The organism is Streptomyces sp. NBC_00820 (assembly GCF_036347055.1).
Taxonomy (GTDB): domain Bacteria; phylum Actinomycetota; class Actinomycetes; order Streptomycetales; family Streptomycetaceae; genus Streptomyces.
This window is the reverse complement of record NZ_CP108882.1, coordinates 3,107,346-3,129,199: the sequence shown is the minus strand read 5'-3', so window position 1 is coordinate 3,129,199 and position 21,854 is coordinate 3,107,346. Positions and strand designations below refer to the sequence as shown.

Here is a 21,854-nt window from a genome sequence, read left to right as displayed (position 1 = left end):
TCCGGCTCCACCTCCTTGTGGAATCGTTTACATCGACGTGCATGGAGGATTGGAATCGATTACACGGGGAGAAATCAACCGCCGAGATCGGATTGTGATGAGAGGCGCTCAGATGAGCGGGAAGCCTCGACGGGCCTGATGCAGCGAGCACCGGTAGCGGAAACCGGGCCGTCCGTTGATCTCGACGTCTCCGGTCACGGTGAACCCGTTGCGTTCGAGGACCGTGCGGGAGGCGGTGTTGTCGTGGGTGGCGATCGCGGTGAGCGAGGAGAGCCCGTACGACGTGACGGCGAGCCGGCACACCTGCGCGACGGCACGCGTCGCGACACCCCGCCCCGCCGAACGCTCACCGACCCGGTACCCGAGCTCGGCGCTGCCGTGCTCGGAGTCCACGAGGTTGACGCGTCCGATCAGCTCACCCCGGCCGTCGACGACGACGTGGAAGTGGCAGACGCCGGCGGCCTGTTCGGCGAGCCGGGCACGAAGCTGCTCGGCGAACTCCAGGAAGTAGGCGTCGCCGCGGTCCGGGATCGACCGGGCGAAGTACTCCCGGTTCTCCCGCTCGAAGGCCAGCAGGGCCGGCGCGTGCTCGGCGCCCAGCCGCTCCAGTCTCACGTCATCGGCAGGCATGGGGCGAGAGTCTAGGCGTATCGCCCTGTGAGGCCGGGGCGTCGGCCGGGTGCCGTGACAGCGAAGTCCCGCCCGCACGGGGGCCGGTGGAGTCCGGTTCCCGTGCGGGCGGGACGTGTGGCCGTGGCGGCCTTCCCGTGGGTGTGCGGGTTACTTCGGGCAGGTGTCCTGGGTGACCTTGCCGCCCGAGGCGGAGGCGGTGGCCGGGTCCATCGACAGGCACTGGCCCGTCCAGTTGTTGACGAACTTGTAGGCCTGCTTGTAGCCGCCCGCGGTTCCGACCTTGGTCGGGATGATGTTCCACATCTGGTTGCCCGAGAACCAGCGGTCCTCGCAGCCCCACCAGAACAGCTGGGTGCCGGCCGACGGCGGGGTGCCGTCACCGTAGGGGACGGTCAGGCACTTGCCGTTGGCGGCCTTGATCCAGTAGTAGCCCTTGGGGTCGAAGCTCGTGGGCTGTTCGGCCCCCCACTGGTGGCTGCTGGGCGCCGTCGCCTGGCACGTGTGCTGGGTGACCAGACCGCCGGTCTTGGAGCTGTCGAACTCGGGTCCGCGCACCATGCACCGGTTGTACTGGGTGTTGACGTAGGTCTTGTCGGTGTCGGAGTTGACGAGCCAGATCGCCCGGTCGGCGCCCGAGACGATGCCGCTGTCGTTGCGGGAGATGATGTCGTCCACCAGGGCCCAGCCGGGGAAGTCCATCATGACGAGGCCGAGATGGCCCTTCCCGCCGCCGCCGTTGAGGTACTGCATCAACTGGTAGTTGACGCCGGGGACATCGGTGGTGACGCCGCTCTGGACCGACCGGTATCCGCCGGCGTACTCGAACGGAAGCCGGTTGAGGCCCGTGGACGCGGAGGTGAACGTCACGTACATCTCGCCGGTGGTGTCACCGACCGCCTGGTCGATGTTCGACCTGACGTAGTCCCACTTCTGCGGGACGGTGGACGCCGCCCAGTGGTCCTCCTGGTGGTCGTTGAAGGTGTTGATCCCGAACTTGCCGCTGTAGTCACCGACGTTGTCGAAGCTGCCCAGGACCAGCTTGCCGCGGACCTGCGAGAGACGGGGAACGCTCGCCCTGGCGCTGCCCGACACCGAAGGGGCGTAGAAGAGGTTGGGGTACTTCGCCACGTAGTCGGCGAGGATCTTCTTCATCCGGTCCGGGGTCACGTTGAACCCGTCGTTGTAGCAGTCGGTGGGGCTGGGGTTCGAGTAGGGGCACTCGGCCTTCAGGCGCATGACGACGGTCTCGCTCGGGTGCTGAGTGAGGAAGGTCTGCGCCTTGGTCAGGACGTCGTCGAAGTTGGCGTCCTGGTAGACCACTCCGTGGTGGACCGCGAAGTAGTAGCCGTCGGTGACGCGGACCCGGATGTCGATCGCACGGATACCGCGTTCCAGTTGCGCCGTCAGGGTGTCGGCGCTGTCGCCGTAGTCCTCCTGCGTCTGCACGGCGGCGCCGCCGTGCAGGGCGAGCGTGTCATGGGTGCCGGGCAGGGACATCGCCGCCAGCCAGGTGTCGCTCGCGATGTTCTTCATCCAGTCGGCCCGGGTCGCCGGCCCGATGTTCCGGTAGGCGTCGTCGTTGCTCGACCCGGCCGCCCCGGCGGCGACAGGCGTGAGCAGCGCCGTGCTCAGCACGGCGCAGACCGTCAGCAGACGTGCCAGCGGGCGGGACCGCCGCCGCGGTGCGGCACCGGCGTGAAAGGCGGTGGGGGGCATGGGACTCCTGTCCGGATTCACTGAGGACGGCCGGCCTCTCCGCCGGGCGCACGCGGGCGTGGCGCGGAGAGAGCGACGGATCGCGGCGGCCGGATCGATCCGGATCCGCTTCGCCTCCCAGCCAATCCGACGGAACGCGTGGGGAACATGAACTTCCACCCGCAAAAGTAAGAGTCCTGCATACTTTTGCGGGTTGAGGTCCATGTCCCGGCGGGACCTCGCCGACCAGGGGGGCGCATCCAGCATGGGCAGCGGTACACCAGCGGCCGCCGGCGACTTCGGCACGCGGCTGCGCGCTCTGCGGACGGAGGCCGGGCTCAGCCAGGAGGAGCTGGCGCAGGCCGCGGGCGTGAGCGTGCGGGCACTGTCGTACCTGGAGCGCGGACGGTCCCGGGGACCGCAGCGCCGTACCGTGCAGGCCCTGGCCGCCGCCCTGCGCCTGGACACCGCCGGTGCCCGGGAACTGGAACACGCCGCGAGCCTGGGCCGCCCCCGCCCGGCCATCGGAAACTCCGGCGGACCGGACGCCGGGCCGCAGGCGGGACCCACCACGGGGCGGGCCGCGCACCACACGCTCGCCCTGCCCCGTGACCTCCACGACTTCACCGCCCGCGGTCCTGTCCTGACCCGGCTGCTGGCCCTGGCGGAACATCCCGGCCCGGCCGCCGCGCCGGTCGCGGTGATCTGCGGGCAACCGGGCCTGGGCAAGACCGCCTTCGCCGTGCACGCCGCCCACGCCCTCACGCCGCACTTCCCGGACGGACAGTTCGCCGTCGACCTGCGCGGCATGGACCCGCGGCCCACCCGGCCGCGCGACGCGCTCGCCCGGCTGCTGCGCGCCCTCGGCGTGGCCGACAGCGCCGTCCCCACCGGCACCGAGGACCGCTCCGGCCTGCTGCGCTCCCTCCTCCACGACCGGCGCGTACTGCTCCTGCTGGACAACGCCGCGGACGAGGGCCAGGTCCGCCCTCTGCTCCCCGGCACCGGTGCCTCGCTCACCGTCGTCACCAGCCGGCACACCCTCGCCGGCCTCGAATCGGCACACCGCACCGAACTCGCGCTGCTGCGCCGTGAGGAAGCGGTCGAACTCCTCACCCGCATCATCGGACCGGAGCGGGTCGAGCGGGAGCGCCAGGCCGCCCGCGACCTCGCGGAGCTGTGCGGGCACCTCCCCCTGGCCATCCGCATCGCCGCGCAACGCCTCGCCTCCCGGCCCGGCGAACGGATCGCCAAGCTCGTCGCCCAACTCGCCGAGCAGGAAAGCCGTCTGGACGCCCTGCAGGCCGGCTCCCTCCAGGTGAGGGCCGCCTTCGCCCTGTCCTACCGGCGGCTGAGCCCGGCCGACCGGACCGTCTTCCGCCGCGCCTCACTCGCGGAAGGCCCCGACTTCAGCCCCGAGACCGTCGCACTCCTGGCGGACCTGCCGATCCGTCAGGCCGCCCGGTGCGCGGAGCACCTCGTCGACGCCGGACTGCTCCAGCCCCATCCCACCGCCGACCGCTACCGCTTCCACGACCTCCTCCGCCTCTTCGCCACCGAACAGCTGGCCGAGGACGACGAGCGCACGCACGTCTCCGCCGCCCAGGACCGGGCCGACCGATGGGTGCTGCGCCGGGCCACCGCCGCCGCGCTGCGCTTCGACGCCGAGCACCACCCGAACTCGGCCGACGGTGACCCGGACCTGGCCACCGCGCCCGCCGACCGGGAGCAGGCTCAGGCCTGGCTGGAAGCCGAGCGCACCCAGTGGCTGGCGGCCCTCGGCCGGGCCCAGGCAGCCGGACACAACCAGCGGGTCATCGACGCCGCCGAGGCCATGCACTGGTTCTCCGACCGCAACCAGCACTGGGAGCTGTGGGTGGAGGTGTTCCGGCGGGCCGCCGACTCCGCCCGCGCCCTGCGCAGCAGACGCGACGAAGCCGTCCACCTGAACTACCTCGCCTGGGCCTACACCACGTGCGTCTACGACCACCCTGCCGCACTGGCCACCGCACAGGCCGCCCGGGAGGCGGCACACGAGGCCGGGGACCAGCTCCAGGTCGTCTGGGCACTGGGCTACGGGGCCGCGGCACTCCACCGGCTCGGGCAGGTCGACGAGTCCATCACCTGGCTCCGCGCAGCGGCCGCCCTCCTCGGCGGCCAGACCTCCCCGCAGAGCCGCCTCGCCGAACTCTCCACCCTCAACACCCTGGGCCGGCATCTGCGGGAGAGCGGCCACGCCGACGAAGCCCTGCTCATCCACCGGCGCAGCGAAGCCATCTGCCAGGCCGGCGTACCCGGGCAGCAACCCGATCTGATCGACCTGTACCTCGCCTCGGCCCGCCGGCACATCGGCAACGACCTGGCCGCCCTGCGGCGATGGGCCGACGCCGAAGCCCCCCTGCGCTACGCCTTGGTCCACTTCGAGGCGGCGCACATGCCCACCTGGGGCGAACCGGCCCGGCTCGACCTCGGAATCGTCCTGCGCCACCTCGCCCGCCACCACGAAGCCCGCGAAACCCTGACAGCCGCGCATGACGCACTTCGCCGGATGAACAACCCGCGCCAGGCCGAGGCCGCCGCCGAACTCCGCGAGGTCGACAGGCTCACCGGGCTCACCGGCGACGGACCGGGAGCCGGACCTCAGGAAGGCCTCCCGGACACGTCCGTGCGGCTCGGACCGGGATCGTGAGCGGCTGCGCACGGACCCCCTGGGCCGGGCCGGCCGAAGTCCTGGGACGATGACCTGCCGGCAGAGTCGAGGTGGCAGTGGGGACGGTCATGGATCTGGTGCTCGACCCGCCGCGCGGAGTCGCGCCGGTCCTGCTGGGCATGACGCTGGACGAGGCGCTCGCCGCGGTGCCCGACTGGGGCGAGCCCCGGGTGCTGCGCCGCCCCGGCCGGAACTCGGCGCAGGCTTCCTGGACCCTCGACCACGTCGGCGTACAGGCCCTGGCCGAGGACGGAACGCGGGTCACCGCGATCGAGCTGTGGTGGCCCGGCGAGGGCCGCACGTCCGGCACGCGCGTCCTGCTCGACGGGGACGAGGTGTTCACGACCCCCGCCGAGGACCTCTTCCGGCGCGCGGCCGGGCGGGGCTGGACGGTCGACACGTCGCAGCCCGAGTACCCGGTGATCCCCGGGGTGTCACTGGGCTTCACCCGCCAGACCTCACAGGAGGTCGAGAGGGACGCCGAAGGCCTCCCGAGGTACGTCACCTCGGTCCTGGTGGCCGGCGAGGAGTACTACGGCTACCGCTATGCGGAGCGCGGTTGAGAGGGGCTTAACGGCGGTTCCGCGGTCGCCCCCCGCTACGCCGCCGCCAGCTCACGGTGGTGCGTGACGTACCGCACGGCTCGGCCGTCATCGACTCCGAAGCCCAACTCGGCGCCTTTCGAACGCGCTTCCGTAAGGTGGAAGGCGTGTCACTCGACCCCGGGCGGACGCGTGACTTCATCAACCGGCTTGCGAAAGAGCTGTGAGGAACCCCATGGGCAACTGGCGGAAGTCGTCCTATTCGGGCCCGGACGACGGCAATGCCTGCGTGGAGATCGCCACCACCCCCACCGACACCGCCGTCCGTGACTCCAAGGCCCCCACCCGAGCCATTCTTACCTTCACCGCCCCCGTCTTCACCACCTTCCTCGAAGCCCTGAAGGGCCCGGAGAAGTAGTCCTGTCACACCTCACCGGTACCGTCGACGCATGGCACAGCAGGCGGCGGACTCCAGCGGTGAGCGGCGGCTCGCCGTGCTCGAAGGTGTCCTGGAGCGGATCACTTACGCCAACGAGGAGAACGGCTACACCGTCGCCCGGGTGGACACCGGCAGGGGTGCCGGAGACCTCCTCACGGTCGTCGGCGCGCTGCTCGGTGCGCAGGTGGGGGAGTCGCTCCGGATGGAGGGGCGGTGGGGGTCCCACCCCCAGTACGGCAAGCAGTTCACCGTGGAGAACTACACCACCGTGCTGCCGGCCACGGTCCAGGGCATCCGCCGCTACCTCGGCTCCGGACTGGTCAAGGGCATCGGGCCGGTCTTCGCCGACCGGATCACCCAGCACTTCGGCGTGGACACCCTGAGGATCATCGAGGAGGAGCCGAAGCGGCTCGTCGAGGTGCCGGGGCTCGGCCCCAAGCGGACGAAGAAGATCGCCGACGCCTGGGAGGAGCAGAAGGCGATCAAGGAGGTCATGCTCTTCCTCCAGACCGTCGAGGTGTCCACGTCCATCGCCGTGCGGATCTACAAGAAGTACGGCGACGCGTCCATCTCCGTGGTGAAGAACCACCCCTACCGGCTCGCCACCGACGTCTGGGGCATCGGCTTCCTCACCGCCGACAGGATCGCCCGCTCCGTGGGCATTCCGCACGACAGTCCCGAGCGCGTGAAGGCGGGCCTGCAGTACGCGCTGTCCCAGTCCGCCGACCAGGGCCACTGCTTCCTGCCGGAGGAGCGGCTGATCGCCGACGCGGTCAAACTCCTCCAGGTCGACACCGGGTTGGTCATCGAGTGTCTGGCGGAACTGGCCGAGCCGGGAGAGGAGGGGGAGGAGCCGGGCGTCGTACGGGAGAAGGTGCCGGGGCCGGACGGTGGCGGCGCCGAGCCCGTCACCGCCGTCTACCTCGTCCCCTTCCACCGCGCCGAACTCTCCCTCTCCGCCCAGCTGCTGCGTCTGCTGCGCACCGGCGAGGACCGGATGCCGGGCTTCCGGGACGTGGCCTGGGACAAGGCGCTGGGCTGGCTGAAGGGCCGTACCGGCGCCGATCTCGCGGCCGAGCAGGAGGCCGCCGTACGGCTCGCGCTGACCGAGAAGGTCGCCGTGCTCACCGGAGGGCCGGGCTGCGGCAAGTCCTTCACGGTCCGCTCGATCGTCGAACTGGCCCGCGCCAAGCAGGCCAAGGTGCTGCTCGCCGCCCCCACCGGCCGGGCCGCCAAGCGGCTGGCCGAGCTGACCGGCGCCGAGGCCTCCACCGTGCACCGGCTGCTGGAGCTGAAGCCCGGCGGCGACGCCGCCTACGACCGCGAACGCCCGCTGGACGCCGACCTGGTGGTCGTCGACGAGGCGTCGATGCTGGACCTGCTGCTCGCCAACAAGCTGGTGAAGGCCGTACCGCCGGGGGCGCACCTCCTCTTCGTCGGGGATGTGGACCAGCTCCCCAGCGTCGGCGCCGGCGAGGTCCTGCGGGATCTGCTCGCCGACGGGAGCCCGATCCCGGCCGTCCGCCTCACCCAGGTCTTCCGGCAGGCCCAGCAGTCCGGGGTGGTGACCAACGCGCACCGCATCAACGCCGGTCGGCACCCGCTCACGGACGGCATGAAGGACTTCTTCCTGTTCGTCGAGGACGACACCGAGGCGGCCGGCCGGCTCACCGTGGACGTGGCCGCCCGGCGCATCCCGGCCCGGTTCGGGCTCGACCCGCGCCGGGACGTCCAGGTGCTCGCCCCGATGCACCGCGGACCGGCCGGCGCCGGCGCCCTCAACGGCCTGCTCCAGCAGGCCGTCACGCCCGGCCGGCCCGATCTGCCGGAGAAGCGGTTCGGCGGCCGGGTCTTCCGCGTCGGGGACAAGGTCACCCAGATTCGCAACAACTACGACAAAGGGGCGAACGGAGTCTTCAACGGCACCGTGGGCGTGGTCACGTCGCTCGATCCGGTCGACCAGCGCCTGACGGTGCTGACGGACGAGGACGAGGAGATTCCGTACGAGTTCGACGAACTGGACGAACTGGCCCATGCCTACGCGGTGACCATTCACCGCTCGCAGGGGAGTGAATATCCCGCCGTGGTGATCCCCGTCACCACCGGAGCATGGATGATGCTCCAGCGGAACCTGCTGTACACGGCGGTGACCCGGGCCAGGAAGCTGGTTGTGCTCGTCGGTTCACGCAAGGCGATCGGGCAGGCGGTGCGCACGGTGTCGGCCGGACGGCGGTGCACGGCCCTCGACTTCAGGCTCGCCGGCCGCTGACCGGCGGCGTCGCGAAAAATGATCGATCAAATGAGTCATGAAGGTCACAGAGCACTTCCGGATCCCTCTTCGAGGAGGCAGGATGAGCAGGTTGACGGCACTGAGTGCCGCCGATAGGCCCATTGGCCGACCCCGAGTGCACTCTTCTGAGCCGAATGGGGGAGGCTAGAGACAGTCAGGGCACCTCGAAGAAGAGGCACAACGTCGGTGAGGGATGACGTGAGCGACAACTCTGTAGTACTGCGGTACGGCGACGGCGAGTACACCTACCCGGTGGTCGACAGCACCGTCGGCGACAAGGGCTTCGACATCGGGAAGCTCCGCGCCCAGACCGGTCTGGTGACGCTGGACAGCGGGTACGGCAACACGGCCGCGTACAAGTCGGCCGTCACCTACCTCGACGGCGAGGCGGGCATCCTCCGCTACCGCGGTTACCCGATCGAGCAGCTGGCCGAGCGCTCCACCTTCCTGGAGGTGGCCTACCTGCTGATCAACGGTGAGCTGCCGACCGTCGACGAGCTGACCACGTTCAAGGGCGACATCACGCGGCACACGCTGCTGCACGAGGACGTCAAGAACTTCTACCGGGGTTTCCCGCGCGACGCCCACCCGATGGCCATGCTGTCCTCGGTCGTCTCGGCGCTGTCCACCTTCTACCAGGACAGCCACAACCCGTTCGACGAGCAGCAGCGCAACCTCTCCACCATCCGTCTGCTCGCCAAGCTCCCGACGATCGCGGCGTACGCGTACAAGAAGTCGATCGGTCACCCGTTCGTCTACCCGCGCAACGACCTCGGCTACGTCGAGAACTTCCTGCGCATGACGTTCTCGGTCCCGGCGCAGGAGTACGAGCTCGACCCGGTCGTCGTCTCCGCGCTCGACAAGCTGCTGATCCTGCACGCCGACCACGAGCAGAACTGCTCGACCTCCACGGTCCGCCTGGTCGGTTCCTCGCAGGCCAACATGTTCGCCTCCATCTCGGCGGGCATCAGCGCCCTGTGGGGCCCGCTGCACGGCGGCGCCAACCAGTCGGTGCTGGAGATGCTGGAAGGCATCCAGGCCAACGGCGGCGACGTCGACTCCTTCATCCGCAAGGTGAAGAACAAGGAGGACGGCGTCCGCCTGATGGGCTTCGGCCACCGGGTGTACAAGTCCTTCGACCCGCGCGCCAAGATCATCAAGGCTGCCGCGCACGACGTCCTCTCCGCGCTCGGCAAGTCCGACGAGCTGCTGGACATCGCGCTGAAGCTGGAGGAGCACGCGCTCTCCGACGACTACTTCGTCTCGCGCAACCTCTACCCGAACGTCGACTTCTACACCGGCCTGATCTACCGGGCCATGGGCTTCCCGACCGAGATGTTCACGGTCCTGTTCGCCCTCGGCCGCCTGCCGGGCTGGATCGCCCAGTGGACCGAGATGATCAAGGAGCCGGGATCCCGCATCGGCCGCCCGCGCCAGATCTACACGGGTGTCGTCGAGCGCGACTTCGTGCCGGTCGAGGAGCGCTGAGCCAGGCGCCGACCAGGCGCCGAACGAGCTGACCGCCAGGGCCTGTCCGCACGGACAGGCCCTGAGCCGTACCCGGGCACGCGCGAGAACCGTGCGGGCACGCGCGAGAACCGCGCGCGGGAAAGCAGAAGGCGCCCTGGTGCGTCAGTCCCCCCACGGGCTGACGACCAGGGCGCCTTCCCATGTCCCGGTGCGGATTCCCCCCACGGGATCCGGCCGGGCGCTCGGAGAAGACAGCGCCTGAATTCGCTGTCCGAGCACGACGGGAGTGACCCGCCGTACTTCAGTGATGCGGTGCGATCTGCCGGGACAACGCACGCTGGGAGGGCCGCTCAAAGCTCCCCGGTGTACGTGCCCCGGCCACGCTCCCCCAGGCTCTCAACTCCGTCGGAGCGGAGCCGGGAGGTACCTCCATCTGAGGAAGTCCCCCAAGACATCCCCAGATGCCAGCCGGCGCCCCCCAAGACGCTGTGCTGACATCGCCAACTTAGACCTTCGAACCCCTTCGATGGTTACGTTCGCATCACTGTGATCTGCGTCTCTTGCATATGTCCCTTAGGTGCGCAAGAGCCCCGATACGGGGATCGGGGCCCAAGCGTAAGGAAGATGCGCGAGGCTTGTGAAGAGCTTATGTGAGGTGCGCGCCCGACTCCAGGGGGAGTCCTACTTCGGCTGCGGTTTCCCGCAGGTTCCCGCAGGTTCCCGCGATTTCAGCGGAAGCGCCGCAGCCGGAGGCTGTTGGTCACCACGAACACCGAGGAGAAGGCCATCGCCGCCCCCGCGATCATCGGGTTCAGCAGACCGGCCGCGGCCAGCGGCAGCGCGGCCACGTTGTAGCCGAAGGCCCACACCAGGTTGCCCTTGATGGTGGCGAGGGTGCGCCGGGAGAGCCGGATGGCGTCCGCGGCCACCCTCAGGTCCCCGCGCACCAGCGTCAGATCGCCCGCCTCGATCGCCGCGTCGGTACCGGTCCCCATGGCCAGGCCCAGGTCCGCGGTGGCCAGCGCGGCCGCGTCGTTGACGCCGTCGCCGACCATGGCCACGGTCCGTCCCTCGCGCCGCAGCCGTCGTACGACGTCCACCTTGTCCTCGGGCAGCACCTCGGCGATCACCTCGTCGATGCCGACCGCCCGCGCGACCGCCTCGGCGACCGTCCGGTTGTCGCCGGTCAGCAGTACCGGGGTGAGTCCCAGCGCGCGCAGCTCGCGCACGGCCTCGGCGCTGGTCTCCCGGATCGTGTCGGCGACCGCGAGGACGCCGCGCGCCCGGCCGTCCCAGCCGACCACGACGGCCGTACGGCCCTCCCGCTCGGCCCGGGAGCGGGCCTCGGCCAGTTCCCCGGGCAGGGTGTCGTAGAGGCGCCCGGCGGCCACCTCGCGGCCCTCCACGCGGCCGCGTACGCCCCGTCCGGGGACGTTCTCGAACCGCTCGGCCGGCGGCAGCGCCCCGACGCGCTCCTCGGCGCCCGCGGCGATCGCCCGGGCGACGGGGTGCTCGGAGGCGTGCTCCAGGGCGCCGGCGAGGCGCAGCACCTCGCTCTCGTCCTCGCCGTCGGCGACGTGGACCTCCTGGAGGGTCATCCGGCCGGTGGTGACGGTGCCGGTCTTGTCCAGGACGACCGTGTCGACACGGCGGGTGGACTCCAGCACCTCGGGGCCCTTGATGAGGATGCCGAGCTGGGCGCCCCGGCCGGTGCCGACCATCAGCGCGGTCGGCGTGGCGAGGCCCAGCGCGCAGGGGCAGGCGATGATCAGGACGGCGACGGCGGCCGTGAACGCGGCGGCGGTGTCGCCGGTGACGCCCAGCCAGACGCCGAAGGTGCCGAGCGCGATCAGGATGACCACGGGGACGAAGACGGCGGAGATCCGGTCCGCGAGCCGCTGCACCGCGGCCTTGCCGTTCTGCGCGTCCTCCACCAGCCTCGCCATCCGGGCGAGCTGGGTGTCCGCGCCGACCCGGGCGGCCTCCACGACCAGCAGGCCGCCCGCGTTGACCGTGGCGCCGGCGACCTGGTCGCCGGGGCCGACGTCCACCGGCACCGACTCGCCCGTCAGCATGGACGCGTCCACCGCGGAGACGCCCTCGACGACCGTACCGTCGGTGGCGATCTTCTCCCCGGGCCGTACGACGAACCGGTCGCCGACCGCCAGCGAGGCCACCGGCAGCCGTACCTCGCGCCCGTCCCGCAGCACGGCCACGTCCTTGGCGCCCAGCTCCATCAGCGCCCTGAGGGCCGCGCCCGCGCGCCGCTTGGAGCGGGCCTCCAGATAGCGGCCCAGCAGGATCAGCGCGACGACCCCGGCGGCGACCTCCAGGTAGATCGTGGAGGCGCCGTCCATGCGGTCGACGGGGAAGCGGAACTCCTCGTGCATGCCGGTCATGCCCGCGTGACCGAAGAACAGCGCCCACAGCGACCAGCCGAACGCGGCCAGCGTGCCGACCGACACGAGCGTGTCCATGGTGGCGGCGCGGTGCCGGGCGTTCGTCCACGCGGCCCGGTGGAAGGGCCATCCGCCCCAGACGACGACGGGCGCGGCGAGGGTGAGCGCCAGCCACTGCCAGTTGTCGAACTGGAGCGCCGGGACCATGGAGAGCAGCACGACGGGGGCGGCGAGCGCGGCGGAGACGAGCAGACGGTGGCGCAGGGCGTCCGGTTCCGCGGCCGGCGCGGCGCCCTCCGGGCCCTCGGACGCGTCCGGGGCGGGCTCCGGCGGCGGGGGCTCCTCGGCGGTGTAGCCGGTTCTGACCACGGTGGCGATCAGGTCGGCGACCTGGACGTCCGCGCCGTAGCTGACCTTCGCCTTCTCGGTGGCGTAGTTCACCGTGGCGCTCACACCGTCCATCCGGTTGAGCTTCTTCTCCACCCGGGCGGCGCAGGAGGCGCAGGTCATGCCGCCGATGAGCAGCTCGACCTCGGACGTTCCGCCCGCCGCGTTCACCGCGCCGGGAGCCGTCGCCGTCGCCGCCCGTTCCGTCCTTGTCCGCGCCGTCGGCTCCGTCGCCGGATCCGCGGCTGTCTCTGCGCCTGTGCCTGTGCCTGTGGTGCTGGTCATGTCCGGACTCCAGACATCGGACCGGACCGTACGGAGCCAGTATGAGCTGGTCGGCGCAGTCCGGTCGGGAAAAGGTTGCGGGGCCCCCGGGCGGGTGCCCTCAGACCGTGCCGGTCAGCTCGAAGCCCGCCTCGTCGACGGCGGCGCGCACGGCCTCGGCGTCGAGCGGAGCCGCGGAGACGACGGTCACCTCGCCCGTCGAGGCGACGGCCTTCACGGAGCTGACGCCGGGGAGCTGGGTGAGCTCGCCGGAGACGGAGCCCTCGCAGTGGCCGCAGCTCATGCCACTCACCTTGTAGACGGTGGTGACGGAGCCCGGGGTTTCGGTCTGGGCGCTCATGTCGTTCTCCTCGTCGAGGCGTGTGGGGCTGTCGGGGTCTCGCGGGGTCCACGGTGGGCCCCACTTTCCTGAGACTATACCCCTAGGGGGTATTTCTCCAAGGTCTTGCCCGGTAGGCCAGCGACCGCGCCCAGACGACGCCGAGCAGCGCGACCAGTGCCAGGCCGGCCAGGGAGAACAGGGTGAACAGGTGCTCCTGCGCGGCGCTGGGCCGCACGAGGTACCCCTGCGCGAACAGCTCCCGCTGGACCCCGGCTCCGGCGAGCCGGGCCACCAGCCACAGCGCGATCCCGTGCGTGGAGTCCCACAGGGTGTGCAGCAGGGCGACACCGAACCAGGCGGCGAGCACCGGCGGGGGGAGGCGGAAACGCCCGGCCGGGCGCCGGCAGGAGAGCAGGACGCCGCCCGCGATCGCCGTCCACAGGCCCTGCCCGAACGGCGCGAGCAGCCCGCGCAGGATCTCCGTCTCCAGCAGCGTCCTGAGGTCGAAGACGCCGGTGGAGAAGGCCGCCTCGAAGGCGTACCCGCAGCTCTCCGGCACCGCGAAACCGAAGCCGACCGCCGCGCCCAGCACCAGCCCGGCCCGCGTCCCGCGGATGCCCGGGAGCCGGCGCAGCGCGAACACCAGCGCGCCGAGCTTGGCCGCCTCCTCGACCAGTCCGATGCCGAGGAACAGCTCCGGGGAGGGGTGCAGCAGATACGGCTCCATCAGCGCGGCGCCCGGCACGCCGAGCACGCCGCCGGCCAGGAAGCAGCCGAGGACCGCGCTGACCCCCAGGTCGCGGCCGTGCCGCTCGTACGCCCACAGCACGAACACGACGGGGACCAGGAAGCCGCCCAGCAGGATCAGGGTCGGCAGCAGGGCGGCGTTCCGCGTCACGTACGTCAGCACCGCGGTCAGCGCCCACAGCGCGAGACCGCCGCCCAGGCAGCGCTTCCACAGGCCGGCGCCGATGCGGGGGTAGGGCGGCGGGGGCTGCTGCGGACCGGGAATGCGGGCCTTGGGCCGGCCGGGCGGCGGAGAGTGGCTCACGTCGGGTCCCCTTCGGGCTTCCTCGGGCTCCTGCTGGGCGATTTATCCCGCACCTTATGCAGACGCGCCCTTTGGTGCAGTTCGGACAGGCCCGGCGGACAGCCCCTGCCGGATCAGGTGCGGCCCGGCCGGGCGGCCGTACCCGCGCGGCGGCGAACCGGCGTGTACGGGCGCCCCGCTGGGCAGGGTGGGGGCATGAGAGCCGTGGTGTTCGAGGAGTACGGGAAGCCCGCGGAGGTGCGTGAGGTGCCGGACCCGGTGCCCGCCGCGCACGGGGTGGTGGTGCGGGTCGAGGCGACCGGGCTGTGCCGCAGCGACTGGCACGGCTGGATGGGCCACGACCCGGACATCACGCTGCCGCACGTGCCCGGGCACGAACTCGCCGGAGTCGTCGAGGCGGTGGGCGACCGGGTGACGGGATGGCGTCCGGGCGACCGGGTCACCGTGCCCTTCGTCTGCGCCTGCGGCACCTGCCCGTCCTGCGCGGTCGGCGACCAGCAGGTGTGCGAGCGGCAGACCCAGCCCGGCTTCCACCACTGGGGCTCGTTCGCCCAGTTCGTGGCCCTGGACCACGCCGACGTCAATCTGGTGGCGATCCCCGACGGCATGGCGTACGCCACCGCCGCGGCCCTCGGCTGCCGCTTCGCCACCGCCTTCCGCGCGGTCGTGGGCCAGGGCCGGGTGGCGGCGGGGGAGTGGGTCGCGGTGCACGGCTGCGGCGGAGTCGGCCTGTCGGCCGTCATGATCGCGGCGGCGTCGGGGGCCCGGGTGGTCGCGGTGGACGTGTCCCCCCGGGCCCTGGAACTGGCGGAGAGGTTCGGCGCGGCGTGGTGCGTGGACGCGACGGCCGTACCCGACACCGCCGCCGCAGTCCGCGAGCTGACCGGCGGGGGCGCTCACCTCTCTCTCGACGCCCTCGGCTCTCCCGTCACCTGCGCGGCCTCCCTCGCCTCCCTGCGCCGCCGGGGCCGCCACGTCCAGGTGGGCCTCCTGCCGTCGGCCGACGGCACCACCCCCGTCCCCATGGCCCGGGTCATATCCCTGGAGCTCGAACTCCTCGGCAGCCACGGCATGGCCGCGCACGCCTACCCGGGCATGCTGGAGCTGGTCGGGTCCGGAGTGCTGCGCCCGGACCTGCTGGTGACGCGGACGATCCCGCTCGACGCGGCCCCGCAGGCCCTGGCGTCGATGGACGCGGCACCAGGGGCGGGCGTGACGGTCGTCGAGCCCTGGAGCTGACCGCGGGGGCGGGCCGCGAGGGGTGGCCCGGCGACCGCCCGTCACGGCCGCCCGTCACGGCTGCCGTGTCACGACCGCGCCCGTCACGTGCCGTGTCGCGACTGCCTGTCGCGGCCTTCGCGTCACGACCGCCCGTCACGATCCACGTGGCACCACCGCCCCTCACGGCCGCCGTGTCCCGAAGGCGGCGGCCCGCCGCGGTCAGTCGTCTCTGCGGCCCCGATTGCCCGGGCGGGAGGCGACCCAGGCGCGGACGGTGTCGGCGTACCAGTACGGCTTGCCGCCCTCCACGTGGTCGGGTGGGGGCAGCAGCCCGTGCTTGCGGTAGGAACGTACGGTGTCGGGCTGTACCCGGATGTGCGCCGCGATCTCCTTGTAGGACCAGAGCCTTCGGTCGGTCATGCGCTGCACCTCCCTGCGCGCGCCGCGGGGGCGGCCGGATGCGGCCGTCGGGGGGCCGGGCGCTGCGCTGGCGATCACCATGCCTGTGCCCGGTGAACGACACAGAGTGACCGCGGGACAGCGGCTGTCGACCGGGTGTGACGCGGAGCCCGCGTAGACGCGACATGTGTGACAGGAAGGGGGTGTTTGTGACAGAACCGCAGCGAAGGTGCTCGCCGGCCTGTGGGCGGGGCGAGTTGACGCGCCGGCCCGGCGGACTCCGGTCGCCCCGCCGCCGGTTCCGGCCGGGCCCCGGTCGCCGTCCGGGCGTCACCGGCACCGCCCGGGCCGTTGCGGGTCACACCCCGCAGGACCTCAGGAACGCCCGGGTGCGGCGGGCGATCGGCAGCGGCCTGTCCGGGGCGCACGGGTACATGTCCTGCTCGACGATCGCGAACAGGTCGGTGTCCAGCCTCCCCGCCGCCGCCAGCACCGGCCCCAGCGCCGGCACCCCGGAGGGCGGTTCGCACATCACGCCCCGCGCGACCGCCGGGCCGAACGGGGTGCCGTCGGCGCGGACTTCGGCCAGGACCTCCGGGTCCACCTGCTTGAGGTGCAGATAGCCGATCCGCTCGCCGTAGGTCTCGATCAGCTTCACGCTGTCCCCGCCGCAGTAGGCGTAGTGCCCGGTGTCCAGGCACAGCGACACCAGGTCCGCGTCGGTGCCGTCGAGGAACCGGGTGACGTTCTCCTCGCTGTCGATGTGGGTGTCGGCGTGCGGGTGGACGACGATCGTCAGGCCGTAGCGCTCGCGCACCTGACGGCCCAGGCGCTCGGTCAGCGAGGTGAGGTTCCGCCACTGCTCGGGGGTCAGTTCGGACGGCTCCAGCACCTGCCCGGTCTTGTCGTCGCGCCAGAAGGAGGGGATGACGACCAGATGGCGGGCGCCCATGGCCCGGGTCAGGGCGGCGATGTCGCTGACGTGCGCCCAGGTCTCGTCCCACACGGCCGGGCCGCGGTGCAGGCCGGTGAAGACCGTGCCGGCCGACACCTTCAGGCCGCGTCGGGCGGTCTCCTCGGTGAGCACCGCGGGGTCGGTCGGGAGGTAGCCGTAGGGGCCCAGCTCGATCCACTCGTAGCCGGAGCCGGCGACCTCGTCGAGGAAGCGCCGCCAGGGGACCTGCCGCGGGTCGTCCGGGAACCACACGCCCCACGAGTCGGGCGCCGATCCGATCCGGATCCGGGAGAGTGAGGGGGGTGACAACGACGTCATGGCCGCCAGGGTGCGGGGCACCGGAAAGGGTGTCAAGGCCTCGTCCGAATGTCCGGACAAAACATTGACAGGGCTCCCGGGGCAGGACTAGAAAGCCGGGAAGAGGCATCACGGCATGGCGAAGGGAAGCCGATGGCGTACGACCTGATCACCATGGGGCGCATCGGGGTTGACCTCTACCCGCTCCAGACCGGCGTCCCGCTCGCCCAGGTGTCGTCCTTCGGCAAGTTCCTCGGCGGCTCGGCGGCCAACGTCGCCGTCGCCGCGGCCCGGCTCGGCCTGCGCACCGCCGTCATCACCCGTACCGGTGACGACGCGTTCGGCGCCTATCTCCACGAAGCCCTGCGCGGCTTCGGCGTCGACGACCGCTGGGTCACCCCGGTCCCCGGCCTGCCCACCCCCGTCACCTTCTGCGAGGTCTTCCCGCCGGACCGCTTCCCGCTCTACTTCTACCGGCTGCCCAAGGCCCCCGACCTGGAGATCGAGACCCGCGACCTGGACCTCGACGCCGTCCGGGACGCCCGCGTCTTCTGGGTGACCGGCACCGGTCTGAGCGAGGAGCCCAGCCGCACCGCGACCCTCGCCGCCCTCGCCCACCGCGCCAGGTCCGGTACGACGGTCTTCGACCTCGACTGGCGCCCCATGTTCTGGACGGACCCCGACGCCGCCCGCCCGTTCTACGCCGAGGCCCTGCGCCACACCACGGTGGCCGTCGGCAACCTGGACGAGGTGGAGGTCGCCACCGGCCTGCGCGAACCGCACGCGGCCGCCCGCGCACTGCTGGCCGCCGGAGCCGAGACCGCCGTCGTCAAACTGGGCCCCAAGGGCGTCCTGGCCGTCACCCGCGACGGTGACACCGCCGAGGTGCCGCCCCTGCCCGTCACCGTCCTCAACGGCCTCGGCGCCGGAGACGCCTTCGGCGGCTCCCTCTGCCACGGACTGCTGGCCGGCCGGGACCTGGAGACGGTCATGCGCCACGCCAACGCGGCCGGCGCCATCGTCGCCTCCCGCCTGGAATGCTCCTCCGCCATGCCCACCCCCGCCGAGATCACGGCCGCGCTCGACGCCGGAGCGGTGCGATGAGCGCGCCCGGCCCGGCGGGAACCCGCCCCCGCGTGGACGTCTCCGCCCTCGTCCACACCCGCGCCCACCACCCCGAGGCCATAGCCGAGGCCGCCGCCCACCGGGCCCGGCGCCCGCTGCTGGGCGACAGCGGGCGGCTGATGATCGTCGCCGCCGACCACCCCGCCCGCGGCGCGCTCGGCGTCGGCGACCGGGGCCTCGCCATGGCCAACCGCGCGGACCTGCTGGAGCGCCTGTGCCTTGCGCTGTCCCGGCCCGGCGTCGACGGCGTGCTCGCCACCGCCGACATCCTGGACGACCTGCTGCTGCTCGGCGCCCTTGAGCACAAGGTGGTCATCGGCTCCATGAACCGCGGCGGCCTCCAGGGCGCGCGCTTCGAACTGGACGACCGCTTCACCGGCCACCGACCGGAGGACCTCCAGCGCCTCGGCTTCGACGCCGGCAAGCTGCTGCTGCGCATCGACTACGACGACCCCGGCTCCCTGACCACCCTGGAGTCCGCCGCCCGCGCCGTCGACGCCATGGCCGCGCGCCGGCTGCCCGTCTTCGTCGAGCCGTTCCTCAGCCGGCGCGGCCCGGACGGGCGGCTGCGCAACGACCTGTCCGCCGAGGCGGTCGCCAAGTCCCTCGCCATCGCCTCCGGCCTCGGCGGCACCTCGGCCTACACCTGGCTGAAGGTGCCGGTCACCGAGCACCCCGACGACATGGCCCAGGTCATGGAGACCTCCACCCTGCCGGCCGTGCTGCTCGGCGGTGACATAGGGGACGACCCCGACGACCAGGCCGCCGTCTACGAGAAGTGGCGCGGCGCGCTCCGACTCCCCACCGTGCGAGGCCTGGTGGCCGGACGCTCCCTGCTGTACCCGGCGGACGGCGACGTGGCCGCCGCCGTGGACACCGCCGTAGGACTGCTGTGAGGGCCGCATGACCAGCACCGACCTGCACCTGCCCAAGGGCGCCACCGCGAACGCCCGGTACGCCCTCGACATCGACCCCGACCGGGCCGGCTGGACCTACAGCAGCCTGCGCGTCGTGGAGTTGGCACCGGACGGTACGCATACGTTCACCACGGGGGACAGCGAATGGATCGTGCTTCCGCTACAAGGCGGATGTACCGTGCAAATCGAAGACAGTAAGTTTCAACTCCTGGGCCGGGAAAGCGTGTTCGCGGACGTTTCCGACTTCGTGTACGCCCCCCGGGACACCCGGGTCCAGATCGCCTCCGGCGCGGGAGGCCGCTTCGCCCTGGCAGGAGCGAAGTGCGAGCGACGACTCCCCGCCCGCTACGGCCCCGCGCCGGAGGTTCCCGTCGAGCAGCGCGGCAGCGGCACCTGCGCCCGCCAGGTGCGCAACTTCGCCGCCGCCCAAGGCGCCGACGGTCAGGGCTTCGACTGTGACCGGCTGATCGCCGTCGAGGTGATCACCCCCGGCGGCAACTGGTCGTCGTACCCGCCGCACAAGCACGACGAGCACCGGCCCGGCGAGGAGTCCGAGCTGGAGGAGATCTACTACTTCGAGATCGACGGCCCCGAAGGCCTCGGCTACCAGCGGGTGTTCCCCTCGCGCGAGGGCGGCAGTGACGTCCTCGCCGAGGTCCGCTCCGGCGACGCCGTCCTCGTCCCCGACGGCTGGCACGGCCCGTCGATCGCCCAGCCCGGCCACCCCATGTACTACCTGAACGTCATGGCCGGCCCCGGCGCGACGCGGGAGTGGCGGATCCGCTTCCACCCGGACCACGTGGAGAGCGCGGGGGGATACCGATGACGGCCACCACCCGGCTCACGGTCGCGCAGGCACTGGTGCGCTTCCTCGCCGCCCAGTACACCGAACGCGACGGCGTACGACGGCGGCTGATCGGCGCCACCTGGGGCATCTTCGGCCACGGCAACGTCGCCGGGATCGGCCAGGCGCTGGTCGAGTACGCCGACGCGATGCCGTACCACCAGGGCCGCAACGAGCAGGCCATGGTGCACGCGGCGGTCGGTTACGCCCGCCAGTCGAACCGGCTGTCCACGCACGCGGTCACGACCTCCATCGGCCCCGGCGCCACCAACCTGGTCACCGGCGCGGCCCTCGCCACCGTCAACCACCTCCCGGTCCTCCTCCTGCCCGGCGACGTCTTCGCCGCCCGCCCCGCCGACCCGGTCCTCCAGCAGCTCGAAGTCCCCTACGCCGGCGACGTGTCGGTCAACGACACCCTGCGCCCGGTGTCGAGGTACTTCGACCGCGTCACCCGGCCCGAGGCCCTGATCCCCAGCGCCCTGCAGGCCATGCGGGTGCTCACCGACCCGGTGGAGACCGGGGCGGTCACCCTCGCCCTGCCCCAGGACGTGCAGGCCGAGGCGTACGACTGGCCCGAGGAGTTCTTCACGACACGCGTGTGGACCGTACGACGCCCGGGCGCGGACCCCACCGAACTCACCGAGGCCGTCCAGGCGGTCCTGGCCGCCCGCAGGCCCCTCGTCGTCGCGGGCGGCGGAGTCCACCACAGCCGCGCCGAGGAGGCCCTCGCCGAGTTCGCCGGGGCCACCGGCATCCCGGTCGCCTCCACCCAGGCCGGCAAGGGCTCCCTGCGCCACGACCACCCGCAGGACGTCGGCGGCATCGGCCACACCGGCACCGCGACCGCCGACGACCTGGCCCGCACCGCCGACCTGGTGATCGGCATCGGCACCCGCTACACCGACTTCACCACCGCCTCCGGCACGCTCTTCGAGCGCCCGGGCGTCCGTTTCCTCAACCTCAACATCGCGCCCTACGACGGCCACAAGCTGGCCGGGCAGCCCCTGGTCGCCGACGCCCGCAGCGGCCTGGGCGAGCTGACCGAGGCGCTGGGGATGCACGAGCACCGCGTCGCCGACGCCTACGCCGCCGAGTACACCGAGGGCAAGGAGCGCTGGGAGCGGCAGGTCGACGCCTGCCTCGCGGCGCCCGACCCGGCCGCACGGCCGACCCAGCCACAGGTCGTCGGCGCCCTCGACGCCGTCGTGGACGAGTCCGACATCATCGTCAACGCGGCCGGCTCGCTCCCCGGCGACCTGCACAAGCTGTGGCGGACCCGCTCCCGCGACCAGTACCACCTGGAGTACGGCTACTCCTGCATGGGCTACGAGATCCCCGCCGCCATCGGAGTGAAGCTCGCCGCGCCGGAACGGAACGTGTGGGCGCTGGTCGGCGACGGCACGTACCTGATGATGCCGACCGAGATCGTGACCGCCGTGCAGGAGGGCGTCGCGATCAAGGTGCTGCTGGTGCAGAACCACGGATACGCCTCGATCGGCGGCCTGTCGGAGGCCGTGGGCGGCGAGCGGTTCGGCACCGCCTACCGCCGCCCGGCGGACGACGGCACCCTCACCGGCCCCCCGCTCCCCGTCGACCTCGCCGCCAACGCCGCCAGCCTCGGCATGCGCGTGCTGCGCGCGAGGACCGTCGCCGAGCTGCGCGCGGCACTCGCCGAGGCACGGGCCGCCGACACTCCCACATGTGTCTACGTCGAGACCGAAACGGCCGACACTGTGTCGGGCGCGCCCGGGGCCCAGGCCTGGTGGGATGTTCCTGTGGCCGAGACCGCGACCCGAGCGTCCGCGGTCAAGGCGCGTGAGCTGTACGAACGGCACGTCTCGACCCGACGACGCCATCTGTAAAAGGAGCATCT

Annotated in this window: 17 protein-coding genes and 1 pseudogene; 11 read left to right on the top strand and 7 right to left on the bottom strand. The window is 72.0% G+C overall.

From position 1 onward, the window contains the following. Positions 1–108: 108 nt before the first annotated feature. Complete coding sequence (locus OIB37_RS14205; RefSeq protein ID WP_330457952.1) at positions 109–630, bottom strand: GNAT family N-acetyltransferase; 522 nt, start codon at positions 628–630, stop codon at positions 109–111. A gap of 150 nt (positions 631–780) precedes the next feature. Next, positions 781–2,349: a phosphatidylinositol-specific phospholipase C domain-containing protein gene (locus tag OIB37_RS14200; protein WP_330457951.1), complete on the bottom strand. Its 1,569-nt coding sequence runs from the start codon at positions 2,347–2,349 to the stop codon at positions 781–783. Between the two features lie 202 nt (positions 2,350–2,551). Between OIB37_RS14200 and OIB37_RS14195 the strand changes: the two genes are divergently transcribed. The 6 genes and pseudogenes from OIB37_RS14195 to OIB37_RS14170 all read left to right on the top strand — a co-directional run bounded on the left by OIB37_RS14195 (position 2,552) and on the right by OIB37_RS14170 (position 9,797). Beyond that, complete coding sequence (locus tag OIB37_RS14195; RefSeq protein ID WP_330461848.1) at positions 2,552–5,017, top strand: ATP-binding protein; 2,466 nt, start codon at positions 2,552–2,554, stop codon at positions 5,015–5,017. A 71-nt stretch (positions 5,018–5,088) separates the two neighbouring features. Beyond that, on the top strand, positions 5,089–5,601 hold the full coding sequence (locus tag OIB37_RS14190) for a hypothetical protein (protein WP_330457950.1): 513 nt from the start codon (positions 5,089–5,091) through the stop codon (positions 5,599–5,601). Between the two features lie 53 nt (positions 5,602–5,654). Continuing rightward, positions 5,655–5,807: pseudogene (locus OIB37_RS14185) on the top strand (transcriptional regulator); the annotation flags it as partial. An 8-nt stretch (positions 5,808–5,815) separates the two neighbouring features. Then, positions 5,816–5,998: a DUF397 domain-containing protein gene (locus tag OIB37_RS14180; RefSeq protein WP_330457949.1), complete on the top strand. Its 183-nt coding sequence runs from the start codon at positions 5,816–5,818 to the stop codon at positions 5,996–5,998. 31 nt (positions 5,999–6,029) lie between these two features. Then, positions 6,030–8,288 (top strand): SF1B family DNA helicase RecD2, encoded by a 2,259-nt coding sequence (gene recD2, locus OIB37_RS14175; protein WP_330457948.1) that lies wholly within the window; start codon positions 6,030–6,032, stop codon positions 8,286–8,288. Between the two features lie 219 nt (positions 8,289–8,507). Further along, positions 8,508–9,797 (top strand): citrate synthase, encoded by a 1,290-nt coding sequence (locus OIB37_RS14170; RefSeq protein ID WP_330457947.1) that lies wholly within the window; start codon positions 8,508–8,510, stop codon positions 9,795–9,797. A 710-nt stretch (positions 9,798–10,507) separates the two neighbouring features. Here OIB37_RS14170 and OIB37_RS14165 read toward each other — a convergent pair. From OIB37_RS14165 to OIB37_RS14155, 3 genes are all read right to left on the bottom strand, one after another. After that, positions 10,508–12,850, bottom strand: a complete 2,343-nt coding sequence (locus OIB37_RS14165) for a heavy metal translocating P-type ATPase (protein ID WP_330457946.1) — start codon at positions 12,848–12,850, stop codon at positions 10,508–10,510. 100 nt (positions 12,851–12,950) lie between these two features. Beyond that, a complete protein-coding gene (locus OIB37_RS14160; protein ID WP_330457945.1) occupies positions 12,951–13,190 on the bottom strand; it encodes a heavy-metal-associated domain-containing protein in 240 nt (79 codons plus the stop codon). 82 nt (positions 13,191–13,272) lie between these two features. Next, a complete protein-coding gene (locus tag OIB37_RS14155; protein ID WP_443058268.1) occupies positions 13,273–14,133 on the bottom strand; it encodes a PrsW family intramembrane metalloprotease in 861 nt (286 codons plus the stop codon). A 285-nt stretch (positions 14,134–14,418) separates the two neighbouring features. Here OIB37_RS14155 and OIB37_RS14150 point away from each other — a divergent pair, with 285 nt between their 5' ends. Beyond that, positions 14,419–15,462 carry a zinc-dependent alcohol dehydrogenase family protein gene (locus OIB37_RS14150; RefSeq protein WP_330457943.1) on the top strand — a complete coding sequence of 348 codons (1,044 nt, stop codon included), beginning with the start codon at positions 14,419–14,421 and terminating at the stop codon, positions 15,460–15,462. A gap of 201 nt (positions 15,463–15,663) precedes the next feature. Here the strand turns inward: OIB37_RS14150 and OIB37_RS14145 are convergent, their stop codons facing one another. Together OIB37_RS14145 and OIB37_RS14140 are read right to left on the bottom strand one after the other, a co-directional pair. Then, on the bottom strand, positions 15,664–15,864 hold the full coding sequence (locus OIB37_RS14145) for a helix-turn-helix transcriptional regulator (RefSeq protein ID WP_330457942.1): 201 nt from the start codon (positions 15,862–15,864) through the stop codon (positions 15,664–15,666). A 337-nt stretch (positions 15,865–16,201) separates the two neighbouring features. Then, positions 16,202–17,116, bottom strand: a complete 915-nt coding sequence (locus tag OIB37_RS14140) for a sugar phosphate isomerase/epimerase family protein (protein ID WP_330457941.1) — start codon at positions 17,114–17,116, stop codon at positions 16,202–16,204. Positions 17,117–17,248: 132 nt separating this feature from the next. Between OIB37_RS14140 and iolC the strand changes: the two genes are divergently transcribed. Genes iolC through iolD form a run of 4 tightly spaced genes read left to right on the top strand, consistent with a single transcriptional unit; the run spans position 17,249 to position 21,843 of the window. Continuing rightward, positions 17,249–18,199, top strand: coding sequence for a 5-dehydro-2-deoxygluconokinase (gene iolC / locus OIB37_RS14135; RefSeq protein ID WP_330457940.1), 951 nt, complete (start codon positions 17,249–17,251; stop codon positions 18,197–18,199). Then, positions 18,196–19,116, top strand: a complete 921-nt coding sequence (locus OIB37_RS14130; protein ID WP_330457939.1) for a Cgl0159 family (beta/alpha)8-fold protein — start codon at positions 18,196–18,198, stop codon at positions 19,114–19,116. Before iolC ends, OIB37_RS14130 begins: the two co-directional genes overlap by 4 nt. Before the next feature lie 7 nt (positions 19,117–19,123). Then, complete coding sequence (gene iolB / locus OIB37_RS14125) at positions 19,124–19,963, top strand: 5-deoxy-glucuronate isomerase (protein ID WP_330457938.1); 840 nt, start codon at positions 19,124–19,126, stop codon at positions 19,961–19,963. Then, complete coding sequence (iolD, locus tag OIB37_RS14120; RefSeq protein WP_330457937.1) at positions 19,960–21,843, top strand: 3D-(3,5/4)-trihydroxycyclohexane-1,2-dione acylhydrolase (decyclizing); 1,884 nt, start codon at positions 19,960–19,962, stop codon at positions 21,841–21,843. The genes iolB and iolD overlap by 4 nt, the downstream gene beginning before the upstream one ends. Positions 21,844–21,854: the final 11 nt, after the last annotated feature.